The organism is Polaromonas sp. P4_F4 (assembly GCF_056401355.1).
Genome location: NZ_JBFUJO010000003.1, coordinates 172,271 through 187,483 on the forward strand (window position 1 = coordinate 172,271; position 15,213 = coordinate 187,483).

Consider the following 15,213-nt stretch of genomic DNA (forward strand, 5'->3'; position numbering starts at 1 on the left):
GCCCCGCTACAGCGGCACGGCCGTCGTCGCTTTCACCCGGTCCAGCACAAAACTGGTTTTGCAGTCCTGCACACTGGGGTGCTTGAGCAGGGTGTCCATGATAAAGCGGCTGTAGTGAGCCATGTCTTGCACCACCACACGCAGCAGGTAGTCCATCTCACCCGTCAGGGCCGCGCACTCCACCACCTCCGGCCAGGTTTGCACGCTGGCACGAAACAGGTCCATGGGGTTGCGCTTGTGGCTTTCGGTGTGTTTTTCCAGCCGGACATTGAGGTAGGCGGTCAGCCCCAAGCCAACCGACTCGGGCTTGACCAGCGCCACATAGCGGTCAATAACCCCGGCCTCCTCCAGCCGTTTCACACGCCGCAATACGGCACTGGGGGAGAGGCTCACCTGCTCGGCGAGCTGGTCGTAGGTTGCCCGCCCGTCAGCTTGCAGGCTGCGCAAAATATGCCGATCAAGCTTGTCTAGTGTTTCCATTGCCTTAATTTTGCAGGTTTATTGCGTCAATGGCAACTTACACGCCCCAGTTTGCAATAAAAAAGACAGGCGGTGCCGCTAAAGTTGGTTGTTGAAGCCAGTGAATGAAACCCGCAAACACTCGGTAGCCAATAGCCCATCAGCAATAGCCAAGCCAAGCCAATAGTCAGTCGATATTTTTACGGAGACACGCATGAACGCACCCCTATCTTTCGAAACAGGCGCGGCCTGGGACAACCCCATGGGCACCGACGGTTTCGAGTTCATTGAATACGCCGCGCCCGACCCCAAGGCCATGGGCGCGCTGTTCGAGCGCATGGGCTTCAAGCCGATCGCCAGGCATCGCCATAAAGACGTGACGCTGTACCGCCAGGGCGGCATCAACTTCATCCTCAACGCCGAGCCCGATTCGTTTGCACAGCGCTTTGCACGCCAGCATGGCCCCAGCGTGTGCGCCATTGCCTTCAGGGTGCGGGATGCCAAGGCCGCGTACGAGCGCGCGATTGCGCTGGGCGCCTGGGGCTACGCCCACACCGCCGGCCCGGGCGAGCTGAACATCCCGGCCATCAAGGGCATTGGCGACTCCATCATCTATTTCATTGACCGCTGGCGCGGCAAGAACGGCGCCCGGGAAGGCGACATCGGCAACATCGGGTTTTACGATGTCGACTTCGAGCCCCTGCCGGGCGTGAGCGGCCCCGAGGCGCTGAACCCCGCCGGCCACGGCCTGACCTACATTGACCACCTGACGCACAACGTGCACCGCGGCCGCATGGACGAATGGGCCGGGTTTTACGAGCGGATGTTCAACTTCCGCGAGATCCGCTACTTCGACATCGAAGGCCAGGTGACCGGCGTGAAAAGCAAGGCCATGACCAGTCCCTGCGGCAAGATCCGCATTCCCATCAACGAAGAAGGCAATGAGAAAGCCGGCCAGATCCAGGAGTACCTGGACCGCTACCAGGGCGAAGGCATCCAGCACATCGCCATGGGCAGCGGCAATTTGCCTGCCACCGTGGACAAGCTGCGCGCCAGCGGCGTCAAGCTGCTGGACACCGTGGACACCTACTACGAACTGATCGACAAGCGCATTCCCGGCCATGGCGAGAATGTGGCGGAACTGCAAAAGCGCAAAATCCTCGTGGACGGCAAGAAAGGCGCGCTGCTGCTGCAGATCTTCAGCGAAAACCAGCTCGGCCCGATCTTCTTTGAGTTCATCCAGCGCAAAGGCGACGAGGGCTTTGGCGAAGGCAACTTCAAGGCACTGTTCGAGAGCATCGAGCTGGACCAGATGCGCCGCGGCGTTCTTTCCGCTGCGCAAGGTGCAAAATAAAACCTCGCCACACAACCACCGGAGCCTGACCATGCCATTTCGCTTTTCCTCAACCAGCCGCCTTCGCACATTCGCCCAAAACATGGCGCTGGCCGCAGCGGCCTGCGCGCCGCTGATCGCGCCCCATGCGTCCGCGCAAACGGCGCCGCCGGCGTCCAGCCTGGATGCCGTGCAGAAGGCGGGGGTGCTGCGTATCTGCACGCCGGGCGACTACAAGCCCTTCAGCTTCCAGAAGCCGGATGGCGCCTTTGAAGGCATTGACGTGGACCTGATGGCGTCGCTGACCGCCAGCCTGGGCGTGAAGCCCGAGTGGGTCAAGACCAGCTGGTCCAACCTGATGCCCGACATGGTGGCCGGCAAATGCGACATGGCCGTCGGCGGCATCTCGGTGACGACAGAACGGCAGAAGAAAGCGTTTTTCAGCACCGCCTACATGGTCAACGGCAAGACGCCGATTGCCCGCTGCGCCGATGTCGCCAAATACCAGACGGTGGCCGACATCGACAAGCCGTCCACCCGCGTGATCTTCAACCCCGGCGGCAGCAACGAGCGCTTTGCCCGCGCCAACTTCAAGCAGGCGCAGATGCGGATGAACCCCGAGAACCTGACGATCTTTGACGAAATCCTGGCCAACCGCGCGGATGTGTTCGTCACGGAATCGGCCGAGGCGATCACCCAGCAAAGGCTCAAGCCCGGGCTGTGCGCCATCAACCCGGACAAGCCCCTGCAATACGGCGAAATGGCGTATCTGCTGCCGCGCGGCGATGTCACGTTCAAGGCCTATGTAGACCAGTGGCTGCACCTGGCCAAAGCCAGCGGCGATTACCAGCGAGTGGAAGGCCAATGGCTGAAGTAAACACCCCCAGCCCCAGCCCCAGCCCGGCGGTCTACGGCGAGTCGGCTCGGCCACCGCGGGGCGACTATGCGCGCGGCGGCCTGGTCCAGGCCGACTACACCTGCCCGCAAAACTATGCCGCCTACACCGCCGCAGACCACGACATCTACCACCGTCTGTATCAGCGGCAGTCGGCGCTCGTGCCGGGCCTGGCCTGCGATGAATTCATCGCGGCGCTGCCCTTGCTGGGAGCGAAAGAGCGGATTCCGCGTTTTGAGGAAATCAACGACCGGCTGTACAAGGCCACTCGCTGGGAAGTCGTTGCCGTGCCGGGGCTGATCCCTGAAGTGCCGTTTTTTACCCTGCTCGCCAACCGCAAGTTCCCGGTGACCGACTGGCTGCGCACGCCGGCGGAGTTTGACTACATCGTCGAGCCCGACGTGTTTCACGACCTGTTTGGCCATGTGCCGCTGCTGTTCAACCCGGTGTTTGCCGACCACATGCAGGCCTACGGCGCCGGCGGGCTGAAGGCCCATGCCCTGGGCGCCTGCGAGCAGCTGTCGCGCCTGTACTGGTACACGGTCGAGTTCGGGCTGATCCGCCAGGCGAACGGCCTGCGGGCCTATGGCGCCGGCATCTTGAGCTCGTCCGGCGAGCTGGCCTACGCCGTGCAGAGCCCCGAGCCCCAGCGGATCGCGCTGAATCTGCTGCGCACCATGCGCACGCGCTACAAAATCGATAGCTACCAGCAAACCTATTTCGTGATCGACAGCTTCCAGCAGCTGTTTGACATGACGGCCCCCGATTTCACGCCGCTGTACGCCCAGCTCAAGACTCTGCCCGAGCTGGCGGCCAACACGCTTTTGCCGGAAGACACGGTAATTCAGCGCTGAGAAGCCATCAAATCCAGCCGAGGAACGATTCACGCGCAAATTCCCGCCCCGGGCATAACCGCGTATGCAGGACTTTTAAGCTTGACGGCTTTTCGACCAGGCCCACAGAAAAGGGAACAACCCGGACAGGGCTGAGTATGAAATGAAAGCCAGCCCGATTCCGGCACCGATGGCCGCACCATGCACGATTGGCCCGGTAGCAGCACCCAGCAAAATTGCGCCGGTGATCCAAACCCCCGCATGACCTGGGCTTGCGGCAACCACAATACCTTGAAGGCGAGCAGACAGCACGTTCAATGCAAGCTCCCAAAACAGGAAGCCGACAAAAAAAGCCATCACAACGCCGGAAGAGGTCATGACGAGAATGCCCGCCGCAATCGCACACCCCAACCCCAGCAGACCAAGAAGGCCAGATGCCGGCGCGTTGCTCTTGCTGTTGTAGAGAAGAACCAGCGCAGACACCATTTTGGATGATGCGATCACAAGCGCCGCGTCTCTTAAATCGAGGCCTCGCTGAGAGGCTGACTGCATGGCATAAGCCCAGAATCCTGGCTGCCCCACAAAGAAGGCAAAGACAATCATCAGACCCGACCAGCTCCGTGACGTTGAACTGGCGGCCGCACCGCCAGCCACAGGCAGGGGAGCCGGAAGGTTGCGATAAAGTGCCAGCCCAATGCACGCGGCAAGCCCAAAAGTACCGATGAGAAAGTATGCGAGCGTCGTGTAGCTTCGTTGCCCACTAAACTGCGCGAGCGCAACAATCACGCCGCTTGCCACAATCAAGGCTACTGCGAGGCGCAAGGCAAATGCCTGCGGCTTATTGGCGGCGGCAGCTGCGGTCGTGGCCCCCAAAAACTGAAGCCCCCCGCAAGCAAACCCCACCACGAACCAGAGAGCGAGAAAAAGAGGCAGCAAACTGCTGCCAATTGACAAGGCGAGCGACAAAACAATGGCACCAACAGCGCCCAAAGCGTGCCAGCGGTTCAGCCTGGACACCCGAAGTGCCGGCAGCAGCAATGCGCTCGACAGCATTCCGACCAGGAACGCCGAACCCACCCACCCGGCAAAAGCGATGTCAACACGCCCCTCCGACACGAGGGTCAGGACCAGAAAAGGCAATATTTGCAGAGGCAGTGAACCCGCCGCCGAAAGCACACTGGCGCCAATCAATACACGCAAAATCAGTCCGATCCAACGATTCGTTTAGCGCGTTTTCGCACATCTGCCCCATACCGCCCAATGTCATGCGGCCTTGAGGGTGAAATGCTGCGTACGGTACTTCCCAGACCCGCCCAGTCGTCGGGGGACATGCCGCCGATGCTGCCCTCCCGTGGCTGCAAGCCCTCGTGCTCCACAAAGCTGCTCATTGCCGTGGTGTAGCTTGCGCGGTGAACAGGCTGAAGCTGGAATAAAGGCTTGCCCCGGGGGATTTCGATCACCGTATCGGTTGCGCTCAACCGGATATTGATAAACAGGGGTGTCGGTTTGAACCAGTCCGCCTCCACGATGCCTTCGTAGCATGAATAAGCCCGGCTCTGCGCCAGATTTGCCAACGGACGCACCAGAACACTCCAGTCAGGCGCCGTGCTGACCAACAACCCAGACCAGATCTGCACAACACCGGGCACAAACAGGGCAGACAAATAAGGCGGTGCGCCCTCCTTCATATCCTCCGGACAATGCTTGTCCCAATAGGAAGAAAGTTCCGGGTCGACCACGCTGGTCAGCGGTAACCATTCATCGCCAGCATCAAAGAAAGTTTGGGCTCCATCCCACCGCAACCTTATGTCGTGCGGGGGAAAGATGTACCACCCAAAACTGGAAGCCGCGCGCAACGCTTCGCAAAACTGGTGCGCAGCGGCCGGCATGCTGCCGAGAGCCGACTTATCGGCATGCATCGGCGAGATAGCACCCGGGCTTATTTTGTGAAAAGTAACGACGGAAGAGTTCTCACGCCCGGGCTGCATGCTCAGCACTTATTGCGCTTGCACGTGCTTTGCGATGTGGGGATGAATCACTCCACCACCCATATTCACTTTGGTCGATTTGGCGACGTGTTTTTTGACATCGGGGCTAATAATTCCACCACCCATGTTCACCTTCGTTGATTCAGCTATATGCTTTTTGACGTTAGGGCTAATAATTCCGCCACCAATTTGCGCGTCAGAGGGCTCTTTTGAGCCAATCTCCATAGATTTCAGTTGCATCGAACTTTTCTGGACATGCGCCGTCACCGCCGGCGAAATAAATCCACCACCTATTTGAACTTTTTGCATCATGTAACCTTTTTTAAGATATTTAAGTTGCCACCAGCGAGCAACCGCACGCAATCTACCATGCAGTTTGGCACTCACGCAACAGTATTGAGGTTTCTCGGAGCAAAACAACAGGTCGTGCATACCAATTCACGGCTTCTCCTCCAAAATGAGGAGGTAAATATTTGTTACGCCGCTTATGATGTCCCTCCCCCTGATTGAGCTCCCGTGCTCCATGCATCGCAACACCAAGGTGCTGCTGGTGATGGACGTGGTGGAGTCGGTCAGGCTCATGGAGCAGGACGAACATGACTTTGTACGGCGGTGGCAACAACTGGTGCAGCAGGCGGAGCAACAAATTTTGCCTTTGCATGGCGGGCGCATTGTCAAAAGCCTGGGTGATGGCCTGATGCTGGAGTTTGCCAATGCGCAAAGTGGTGTCCGGGCGGCTTTCGCCCTGCAGCAGTTCAGCCAGCAAGCCAACGCCGGCCTGCGCCCTGAGCAGCAGATGCACTTGCGCATGGGAGGCCATCTGGCCAGCTTTGTAGCGGACCAGCATGATATCTATGGCACCGATGTCAACCTGACGGCGCGCTTCGCCACGCTGGCCGGCCCCGGTGAACTGGTTGTCTCGGCTGATCTGCGCGACGGCCTGACCGCGGGGCTTGACGCGGACATTGAAGACCTGGGCGAGTGCCACCTCAAGCACGTCAAGGAACCCGTCCAGGCTTACCGTGTCGGGCCAGCAGGTCATGACCCGGTGGTGCACGCCAGCGACGCGGCACCGCCAGATTTTCGACCGACGGTGGCCGTCATTCCGTTTGAAGCCCGAAGCAATGAACCGGAACACTTTGTCATTGGTGAGCTCGTGGCCGATGGCATCATTGCCCAGTTGTCGCGCAGCGCCGACCTGCGTGTCATTTCCCGCCTGTCCACCACCGCATTTCGGGGACGGGCGAATGCGATGCCGGAAGTGGAGTCCCGCCTGGCGGCCTCTTTTGTTCTGTCGGGCAGCTATGTTGCCAGCGGCGGGAAAATCCTCATCATGGCCGAGCTGGCCGATGCCCGCAAAAACCAGGTCATCTGGGCTGATCGCCTGTCGGGCGACACCCTGGATTTGCTTCAAGCCCAAAGTGAGCTGGTCAACAACATCGCATCAGCGGCGAGCCGGGCCCTGATTGATACCGAAGTCCAGCAATCACTGGCGCAACCGCTGCCGCGGCTGGACAGCGGCGCACTTCTGCTCGGGGGCATTGCCCTCATGCACCGATCCTCTCTGCACGACTTTGACCGCAGCCGGCAAGTGCTGGAAGCCTTGCTGGAGCGGCACAACCGGGCCGCTACCCCGCGTGCCTGGCTGGCCAAGTGGTACACCATGCGGGTGATCCGGGGGATGAGCGACGAACCCGGAAAAGATACTCAGCTGGCACTTGAGCAGACGCGCAGAGCCTTGGATCTTTCCCCGGACAACGCTTTGTCTCTCGCGATTGAAGGCTACGCTAGATGCCAGTTGCTGGGCGAGGCAGAGGTTGCGCGGACTTGTATCGATCGTGCGATTGAACTCAATCCGAATGAGCCGTTGGGATGGCTCTATAAAAGCGTGTGGTCTTCGATGTGGGGTGGGGCAGCCGACTCTGTCACCGAGGCCGCTCACGCCTCGCAACTGTCGCCCATTGACCCGTTGAAATACTATTTTGACATGCTGCTCGCAGCGGCATTGCTTGCGAACAACGACCATCATGGCGCTATCGCACACAGCCTACAGTCGCTGCGTGCAAACAGGCAGCACTCACCAACACTGCGCGTTTTGTTAACCGCCCAGGTCGAGCTTGGATCGATTGACGATGCGCGTGTCACGTTGGGTCGCCTGCTCGCAGAAGAACCGCACTTGACGGTTTCGGGCTACTTGGCGATGGGCAGTGGACACAGTGTTACCAGAAAGCGGTGTGCCGCAGCATTAAGGCTGCTCAGCGTACCTGAATAAAGAAGTAAACATTACAAGGAGCTAAGAATGTCTGAATTGTCTTCAATGGGTGGGGGGTTTGGTGGGGGGTTCGGTGGAGGTTTTGGAGGTGGTTTTGGTGGGGGGTTCGGCGGAGGTTTTGGGGGTGGGTTCGGCGGAGGCTTCGCCGAGGCGCCAGAATCTCCACTCGTTGCCAGCGCCTTGACGCTGAGCCGGGCAGCGCTGGTTGGGCCTTTTCAAGGAGACACCTTGCCCATCAATTTGCCAACGCCGCTGGATACACCAGAACGATTAGCAGACTGGGCTGTAGGCCCCCGCTTGCAGATTTGCGAGCTTGATCTTCTGGCAGGATTGCACTTCACAACTGATCAGGCCAAGGAAGCCGTGGCCTTGGCGTTTGTAAATCTGAATAAAAAGCCCCTCAAAAGCCAAAATTTAGTGAAGCTCGTGCGGCCCACCGCAAAAGTTTTCAAGAAGCAGTTGGAGCTTGTTGCCAACTACGCACAACTTCGCGAAGACCGCGGCGGAGAAATCCTCGCGCAGATGGGCGGTGCGCTGGATTTTTACGCCTCCATCGTCGGCCTGCAGCCGCACCGTCACAAGTACACGATCGAACTACTCGCTTTGGCAATGTCACTCGCTACTCATGTGGAGATGCGTTTCAAGCACGCCTTTGCATGCCCTCGCCCCGTTGAATTGTCGCCCCAGATTCAGCCCATGATTCCCACGCCGGGGCATGCAAGTTGGCCCAGCGGGCATGCCACCGAAGCATTCATGGCAGCGACCTTGCTGCAAGCTTTGATCCCTCAAGGCGAAAAGTACAAAGAACAACTTGAGCGACTGGCGGCTCGCGTGGCCGTTAACCGAACGGTTGCCGGCCTGCATTACCCCGTCGACAGCGCGGTGGGGCGCTTGCTCGGTACGACTTTGGGTGAGTTCATGGTGGCCCGCTGCATGGGCAGTTCAAAACTCCACCAACGCGGCTTTGACGGCCCCAAGTTTCATGATGCCAAAGGGCATGCAGTGGACTTCGACCTGCGTGTTTCCATGACAGACAACAAGAGCGGCTACTACCAACTGCTCTCGTCAGCGGGCGCGGTGGCCGCGTCGCCGCTGCTGGCCTTCATGTGGGGCAAAGCCGTTAAAGAATGGCAGCCGGTCAAGTAAGCAGATAAAAAATACAAGCGGAGCACCTGCCATGACCATGAAATGGACTGCCCTTCCGACAGGAAGTTTTACAAACATCGACTGGGCCAAGCCGGGCGCTACCACCGGCTTCGACCCTTATCTGGTGTGGGCTGAAGCGGATCAGTTCTCTGGCTATGGAAAACACAAGCCCAAGTGGTTATCCTTGGCCATTGAGCTGACACCGGGCACCAGCGTGGCCCAGTTTGAAGCGGCGGCATCACCCGCCTGGCTGCATGTGCCGCCGGTGTACACGTCACAAGCAGCCCCTGTCGGCCTGCGTTTTTGCACGGCAAAGGTAAAGCCGGCCTTTTTCAAGCATATCCAGCCCGGCGGCTCGCTGCATAAGCTCGTCAAGCGGTTTGAGTTGGGCATGACGCTTGGTAAGGATATGGACGACCCCAAGGCCGCAGGCGCGCCGGCTTACGCACCAGCCGGCCCGCGGTTGAAAGGCAAAGTTCTCGGCCTGATTGATGGCGGGCTGGCCTTTGCCAATGCCAACTTCCTGACGAAACAAAACGACAAGGGCAAGGCCCGTACGGCCTATTTCTGGCGGCAAGATCAGCGGGGCAAGGGCCCGTCGCCAGCCGCCATGGGCTACGGACACGAGCTGACGGCGGCAAATATCGACCAAGCCTTGCAACACCATACCTTCAACGGCCTGGTTGATGAAGAGGCGGTGTACCGATATTTCCAGATGGGCATGGAGCTTGAGAAGCGGGTGAGTCATGGCTCCCATGTGCTGGATCTGGCGGGTGGGCCGCGCACCCTGCAGGCGCAAGTGGCCGGGCCAGATGCCCCGCCGAGCTGGACCCTCGCCGATGACGACGCGAGCCGCGCACCCATCGTGGCGGTACAGCTGGACTGGGGTACCGTTAAAGACACGTCAGGCGGCTCGCTGAACGTTTATGTTCTTGATGCCCTGATGTACGTCCTCTCGCGGTGTGAGGCTGAAGCCAAACTGGCCGTCAACCTGAGCTGGGGCACCTTGGCCGGCCCGCATGACGGCACGTGCCTGCTGGAAGCTGCCATGGATCAGCTCATTGAACTCAAAGCCGGGCATCTGCAAATTGTGCTACCGGCAGGAAACAGCTACCAGAGCCGCACCCATGCCAATGCGACGCTATCAAAAAATGAGCGAATTGAGCTTAATTGGCGGGGACAGCCGGGTGATTCAACCCAGAATTTTCTGGAACTCTGGGTGGAACAAGGCCACGAGGGACTGGAAATCCAGGTGACACCCCCCGGACATCCGGCACTACCGCCTCTGCAGTTCGGTCAGTCCGGCCTATGGACAAACAGCGGGGGGAAACCACTGCTGGCCCTGATCTACCCGGCGAAGGTCGCGACCGGAGAGCATGGAACCTGCGCCCTGCTGGCCGTTGCACCGACGTTCAGTTTTGACGAAAGCACAGCGACCGCTCCGAGCGGTACCTGGAAAGTCGTGATCACCAACCGGGAAAAAGGCACCGCAACTTTTGATGCCTATGTAGAGCGCGATGACGACATACTTCAACTTGGCACCGGTGCCAGGCAGTCGTACTTTGAAGACAAATGGTACGACACCAGTGGCAACCCCGATTCCTTCGTCGACCATCCCGACAATCCAACGCCAATACGCCGCAGCGGAAATTTCAACAGCATTGCTACGGGCAAAAAAACCCTGACGGTGGGCGGCATTCGCCTCTCGGATGGCAGTTGGGCCCGTTATTCGCCACGCAAACCCGATCCGGACCAGGCCAGACCACAGCGTCCAGGCGTTGTCAAAGTACCGAAGACCCAAGCCGCCAGCGACGAGAATCCGGCATTAACCGGCGTTCGTGCAGCGGGCACCCGCAGTACGGCGGTGGTGCGCATGCGGGGAACCAGCGACGCGGCACCTCAAGAAACGCGTCAGACCCTCAACGCGATGTAGCCATTGAGGTCGACTACCAGCGCTGGGGCAGCTTCTTGAGCAGCGTGATGCGCTTGGTTTCCATCTCGATGTAGCCGCCCTTTTCCAGGTCCTTGAGCAGGCGGCTGACCATCTCGCGGGACGCGCCGACGCGGCTGGCGATTTCCTGATGCGTGATGGCTTCGAGCGTGACGCCGGCAGCCGTGGTGCTGGTTGTCAGGCCATCCTGCTTTTCAAGCACCGCGATGAGCCGGCCATACACGTCCAGCAACGCCATGTTGCGCGCAGCCTCGGTGGCGTCGCGCGCGCGGCGGATGACCCGCATCACCAGGCTAAGTGCAAACTCGGGCGCGCTGGCCAGGTGCTCACCCACTTCGGTGCGGTTGACGACGGCACATGTGCAAGGCTCCACGGTGATCACCGACGCCGAGCGGGGCCCGCCATCAAGCGACATTTCACCAAAATAATCACCCGCATAAATTCGGCCAAAGGTGATCTCCCGGCCGCTTTCGTCCATCGAAAACACCTTGACGCTGCCCTTGAGCACCACAAACAGGCTGTCGCCAATTTCGGCCTCATTGATCACCACAGCTTTTTTGGGATAGCTGCGCACCACGCCGCGCATGGCGAGCGCATGCAATTCGGGGGTCAAATGGGCGTACAGATCCTCGCCTGAGGCGGTAAATGAACTCATGATGAGCCGTAATCTAGCACGTTAGCGTCAAAAAGACGGACCGGAGCCTTTAAAAGCGCATGCTGGCGCCTGCAAAACCGGTCTTTTGCTGGATTCGGAAGCGCCGGAAGCGCCTCAACACGGCTCAAGCCGTCCGGCAACACCCCGAGCAAGGCGCCAACCTGCCGGCAGCAGCAGGTGGAGGGCCCCAAGTCACGTCACGATAGCCCTCAGTGCATTTGCCCCAGGGGCAGGGGCGCAATGGGCGGCAGGATGGCCACCCGGTTGACCAGCTCGCGCACGCCGCTGGAAGCGGTTTTGATGCACAGGCTGCGCACGTGGCTGCGCACGGTCGACACGGCAACCTTCATTTGAAGGGCGATTTCCGGGGTGCTCAGGCAGCGGCATAAAAAGGCCAGCACCTGCTCTTCGGTGTGCGTGAGACCATGGCTGCGGGCAAAAGAGCCGAAGACGCCCGAGTCGCAGACGCCCGGGCGCGACAAAAACAGCGCGATGCGTTCGCAGGGTGCACCCATCTGGCGATTGAGGGGGATGACGGCCAGCATGACATCCGCGCCGCTGGCCGTCAGCTTGAGCAGGCTGCGCTTGCCGTCGACCGCTTTGCCCAAGGCAACCTGGAGTGCCGTGGCATCGGTGGATGAAACGACCTTGAGTTCACCATGACTGGCGTTCAATACAAAACCACGCGCAAGCTCGCGGCGTGCCGCCTGGTTGGCGTGGAAAATCCGGCCCTGCACGTTGGTGACCAGCACACCATGGGCCAGTTCATCCATCAGCAGGGCCATCAGGTCCGGTTCATTGTCCGTGGCCGCATCCAGGCCACCAGGAGCCAGCGGCAGACTGGCATTTAAAAGGCCGTTATCCAGCATTGTTTGCATATTCCAGGCACTCCATCCTCTAAATAGATGAGCGTAGAAAGTCACCGCTGATCTGGATAGTGAATTTGCCTACCGATTTTTGTGCGAAATTACCATCCGCCATGGAAATGGTCCTGACCCCCCTGGCCCACCGCCAGCGCCGGGGCATGCGTCGCCCGCGGTTTGATTGGCATCTCACCGGCCATACAACCGGCATGGCCAAAGCTCAGGGCGACGGATCGTCCAGCATGGCCAGCGTGGCATTCATGACCGGCGGCAAAAACGCCAGTTGCACGTGGGCGGCGCCGCGCACCAGCCGGTTGTCGGCGTCGGGCAGGGTGGCGGTCGAGGCGGGAAACACGATGTTGTCGCAGTTGGAATACCAACAGGTAAAAAGCGTGTGGCGATCCTCTGGCATCTCATGGTCCAGCTGCGCCTGCCAGTCGGACAGCAAACGCATCTGGCGGCTGTTGTGCCCATGACCGAATCGCGCCAGCCAAGTGCCGCGGTGCGGTGTTCCTATGGTCACCACCTGGAACACCCGGGCCTCGGCTTTCATGTGCTTGAGCCAGGCCCTGGCGGCCAGCCCGCCCATGCTGTGGCAGACCAGCAGCGGCGGCAAGCCGGTGGCACGGGTGACCCGCTGGACGGCGTCTTCGATTTGCAGTGCGTAGTCGTCAATCGATCCGAACAGGGGCTCCAGGCTGAGGGCGACGAAGGCGTGTCCTCGGCCCTGCAGGCGTTGCAACCAGGGAGTCCACAAACCGCGGTTGCAGAAAAAACCATGCACGAACACGACACCACGCCGCCCGTGAACCACAGAGTGCGGTGCAAGCTGGTCCGGGATGGCATTGGCGCGAAAGGGCTGGCGCCAGCAGAACACCTGCGGCGCCGTGCCTGTTTCGCCCAGCCAGGCACGCAGGAGTTCTTTCCAGGTGGCTTGAGGCACCGGCACCGGATCTGCCTTGTTGATCACCCGAAGCAGCATGAATTCGATGGCAAGAAAGGCCGCATGGCCAAAGGTGATGACCAGGAACCCCGCCATGGCCAGCCAGGGCCTGCTGCTGCCGAAGTAAAGCAGCCAGCCGCAGGCCGCGGCCGCCAGGGTCAGGGTGATGAGTCTTTGTAGATATGCCAGCATGGAGCAACAAGCGCAGGCCTGCAGTATCTCAGRCCCTTACCTCAGGCCCGCAGGCCCTCAGGCCAGTGCGACATCCCGGCCGGACAGCCGTTTGGCCAGGTCCTGCGCGAGACGGTTCACCGCACCGTAAATCGACAGCTGCGGATTGGCACCGATGCTGGTGGGAAACAGGGACCCGTCATGAATCGACAGGTTGTCCAGCTGCCAATGCACGCCGTCGGGGCGCGTCACGCCCAGGCGCTCGGCGCCTGCCAGTCCGCAGCCACCCATGACGTGCGCACTCACGACCTTGGTGAGCCTGGGTTTCATTGGCAGCGCCTTCACGGCTTCGCGTGCCTGCGCCCACGAGGTGTAGGGCTGCGCCATTTCATGCAGGGGCAACACCTGCCGGGCACCGGCGGCAAACTGGATCTCCATCATGGACAGCAGCGCACGGCGGCCGCCCTCCATCACATAGTCTGTCAGCGGATAGTCCAGCACGGCGGAGTCGTCACTTCGCAGCTTGACCTTGCCGCCGGGCGACTCCTCATGAAAGCCGTCGCGCAACAGGGCCAGCAGCGTGTGGTTGTGTGGAAATGACTTGAGCAGATCATGCTGCCCCTGGCCGAAGCCTGGCACCGTTGACGCAAAAATCACCGGGTGCAGCGGCGGCGCCTCCAGCTTGTAGCCCATGGGGCCGTCCAGCGCCTGGGTGTCCAGAAAATGGTCGGAGTAGATGGCTTGCGGCGCGCCATTCCAGGCCTCCACCTTTTGCTCGAACACGCTGGAAGACATCACCACAGGATGCAAAAAAGTCCTGGCACCCAGCCGGCCGTGCGGGTCGGGCGCGCCCGAGCGCAGCAGCACCGCCGGCGAGTTGATTGCGCCGCCGGCCAGCACGTAGTGTTTTGCTTTTATTTTTATAGCTTCGCCTGATGGATTGACAGGGGCCAATGCCCCATTGGGCGCGACAGCCCGGCAAATCAGCGCGGTTACCTTGCCGTTGGCGAGCTCAAACTTCTCGGCGCGGGTTTCGGTTAGCAGCTGCGCGCCCCCGTCGAGCGCGGCGGGAATGGAGGTGACCAGCATGGACTGCTTGGCATTGGTGGGGCAGCCCAGCCCGCACGAACCGAGATTCCAGCAGTCTTTGACATTGCGTGAAATGACGGCGACGGGAATCCCGAGCGCGGCCGCACCGCGGCGCAGTAAGTCGTTGTTCTCGTTGGGCGCGACGCGCCATGGCTGGATGTTCAGTCGCTGCTCGGCCTGCGCGAAGTACGGCGCCAGGGCTGAGGCGGTGTAGCCGCTCAGGCCAAACCGGTCTTGCCAGAATTGGAGCGTAGCGGGCGGGGTGCGAAAAGAACTGGTCCAGTTGACGGTGGTGGAACCACCGACGCAGCGCCCCTGCAGGATGTTGATGGCCTTGTCTTCGGTTTTGCGGGCAGCGCTTTCCTGGTAGAGCGAAGGATACGCTTCGGACTCCTTCTGGTTGAAGTCGCTGCTGCTCTTCAAGGGCCCCTCCTCGATGATGAGCACCTGCAGCCCGGCCTTGGCCAGCAACTCGGCCGTGATGCCGGCGCCCGCGCCACTGCCAATGATGGCTACGTCGCAAACAATTTTTGCCGGGACAGGGCCCAGCGCACCACCCGAGACTTTCCAGCCGCGCTGAATGCCCTCGCGGATCGGGTCCCTCATTTGACTCAT

At 60.5% G+C, this 15,213-nt stretch carries 14 protein-coding genes; 6 read left to right on the forward strand and 8 right to left on the reverse strand.

Features of this window, described 5'->3' with window-relative positions:
* Nucleotides 1–6 precede the first annotated feature (6 nt).
* The gene (locus AC1DUR_RS05125; RefSeq protein WP_011485093.1) at nucleotides 7–480 is read right to left on the reverse strand and encodes an Lrp/AsnC family transcriptional regulator; all 474 of its coding nucleotides are present in this window, start codon (nucleotides 478–480) and stop codon (nucleotides 7–9) included.
* 193 nt (nucleotides 481–673) lie between these two features.
* Between AC1DUR_RS05125 and hppD the strand changes: the two genes are divergently transcribed.
* The 3 genes from hppD to phhA all read left to right on the forward strand — a co-directional run bounded on the left by hppD (nucleotide 674) and on the right by phhA (nucleotide 3,541).
* Nucleotides 674–1,813 (forward strand): 4-hydroxyphenylpyruvate dioxygenase, encoded by a 1,140-nt coding sequence (gene hppD, locus AC1DUR_RS05130; RefSeq protein ID WP_477719097.1) that lies wholly within the window; start codon nucleotides 674–676, stop codon nucleotides 1,811–1,813.
* Between the two features lie 82 nt (nucleotides 1,814–1,895).
* Nucleotides 1,896–2,669, forward strand: a complete 774-nt coding sequence (locus AC1DUR_RS05135) for a transporter substrate-binding domain-containing protein (protein WP_477719236.1) — start codon at nucleotides 1,896–1,898, stop codon at nucleotides 2,667–2,669.
* A complete protein-coding gene (gene phhA / locus AC1DUR_RS05140; RefSeq protein ID WP_477721398.1) occupies nucleotides 2,657–3,541 on the forward strand; it encodes a phenylalanine 4-monooxygenase in 885 nt (294 codons plus the stop codon). Before AC1DUR_RS05135 ends, phhA begins: the two co-directional genes overlap by 13 nt.
* Nucleotides 3,542–3,616: 75 nt before the next feature.
* Here the strand turns inward: phhA and AC1DUR_RS05145 are convergent, their stop codons facing one another.
* From AC1DUR_RS05145 to AC1DUR_RS05155, 3 genes are read right to left on the reverse strand one after another with little or no spacing between them, the layout of a single operon-like run.
* Nucleotides 3,617–4,720: a hypothetical protein gene (locus AC1DUR_RS05145; protein WP_477721399.1), complete on the reverse strand. Its 1,104-nt coding sequence runs from the start codon at nucleotides 4,718–4,720 to the stop codon at nucleotides 3,617–3,619.
* Nucleotides 4,721–4,722: 2 nt separating this feature from the next.
* Nucleotides 4,723–5,508, reverse strand: coding sequence for a DUF6065 family protein (locus AC1DUR_RS05150; RefSeq protein ID WP_477721474.1), 786 nt, complete (start codon nucleotides 5,506–5,508; stop codon nucleotides 4,723–4,725).
* Between the two features lie 9 nt (nucleotides 5,509–5,517).
* Nucleotides 5,518–5,895, reverse strand: coding sequence for a hypothetical protein (locus AC1DUR_RS05155; protein ID WP_477721400.1), 378 nt, complete (start codon nucleotides 5,893–5,895; stop codon nucleotides 5,518–5,520).
* Nucleotides 5,896–6,031: 136 nt separating this feature from the next.
* Here AC1DUR_RS05155 and AC1DUR_RS05160 point away from each other — a divergent pair, with 136 nt between their 5' ends.
* Genes AC1DUR_RS05160 through AC1DUR_RS05170 form a run of 3 tightly spaced genes read left to right on the forward strand, consistent with a single transcriptional unit; the run spans nucleotide 6,032 to nucleotide 10,859 of the window.
* On the forward strand, nucleotides 6,032–7,780 hold the full coding sequence (locus AC1DUR_RS05160) for an adenylate/guanylate cyclase domain-containing protein (protein WP_477721401.1): 1,749 nt from the start codon (nucleotides 6,032–6,034) through the stop codon (nucleotides 7,778–7,780).
* A gap of 27 nt (nucleotides 7,781–7,807) precedes the next feature.
* Nucleotides 7,808–8,926, forward strand: coding sequence for a phosphatase PAP2 family protein (locus tag AC1DUR_RS05165; protein ID WP_477719100.1), 1,119 nt, complete (start codon nucleotides 7,808–7,810; stop codon nucleotides 8,924–8,926).
* Between the two features lie 31 nt (nucleotides 8,927–8,957).
* Nucleotides 8,958–10,859, forward strand: coding sequence for a S8/S53 family peptidase (locus AC1DUR_RS05170; protein ID WP_477719101.1), 1,902 nt, complete (start codon nucleotides 8,958–8,960; stop codon nucleotides 10,857–10,859).
* A gap of 13 nt (nucleotides 10,860–10,872) precedes the next feature.
* Here AC1DUR_RS05170 and AC1DUR_RS05175 read toward each other — a convergent pair whose 3' ends face one another.
* The 4 genes from AC1DUR_RS05175 to AC1DUR_RS05190 all read right to left on the reverse strand — a co-directional run bounded on the left by AC1DUR_RS05175 (nucleotide 10,873) and on the right by AC1DUR_RS05190 (nucleotide 15,213).
* Nucleotides 10,873–11,532 carry a Crp/Fnr family transcriptional regulator gene (locus AC1DUR_RS05175; protein ID WP_477719102.1) on the reverse strand — a complete coding sequence of 220 codons (660 nt, stop codon included), beginning with the start codon at nucleotides 11,530–11,532 and terminating at the stop codon, nucleotides 10,873–10,875.
* A 209-nt stretch (nucleotides 11,533–11,741) separates the two neighbouring features.
* A complete protein-coding gene (locus AC1DUR_RS05180; protein ID WP_477719103.1) occupies nucleotides 11,742–12,410 on the reverse strand; it encodes a helix-turn-helix transcriptional regulator in 669 nt (222 codons plus the stop codon).
* A 205-nt stretch (nucleotides 12,411–12,615) separates the two neighbouring features.
* A complete protein-coding gene (locus AC1DUR_RS05185; protein WP_477719104.1) occupies nucleotides 12,616–13,530 on the reverse strand; it encodes an esterase/lipase family protein in 915 nt (304 codons plus the stop codon).
* Between the two features lie 57 nt (nucleotides 13,531–13,587).
* The gene (locus AC1DUR_RS05190; protein ID WP_477719105.1) at nucleotides 13,588–15,213 is read right to left on the reverse strand and encodes a GMC family oxidoreductase N-terminal domain-containing protein; all 1,626 of its coding nucleotides are present in this window, start codon (nucleotides 15,211–15,213) and stop codon (nucleotides 13,588–13,590) included.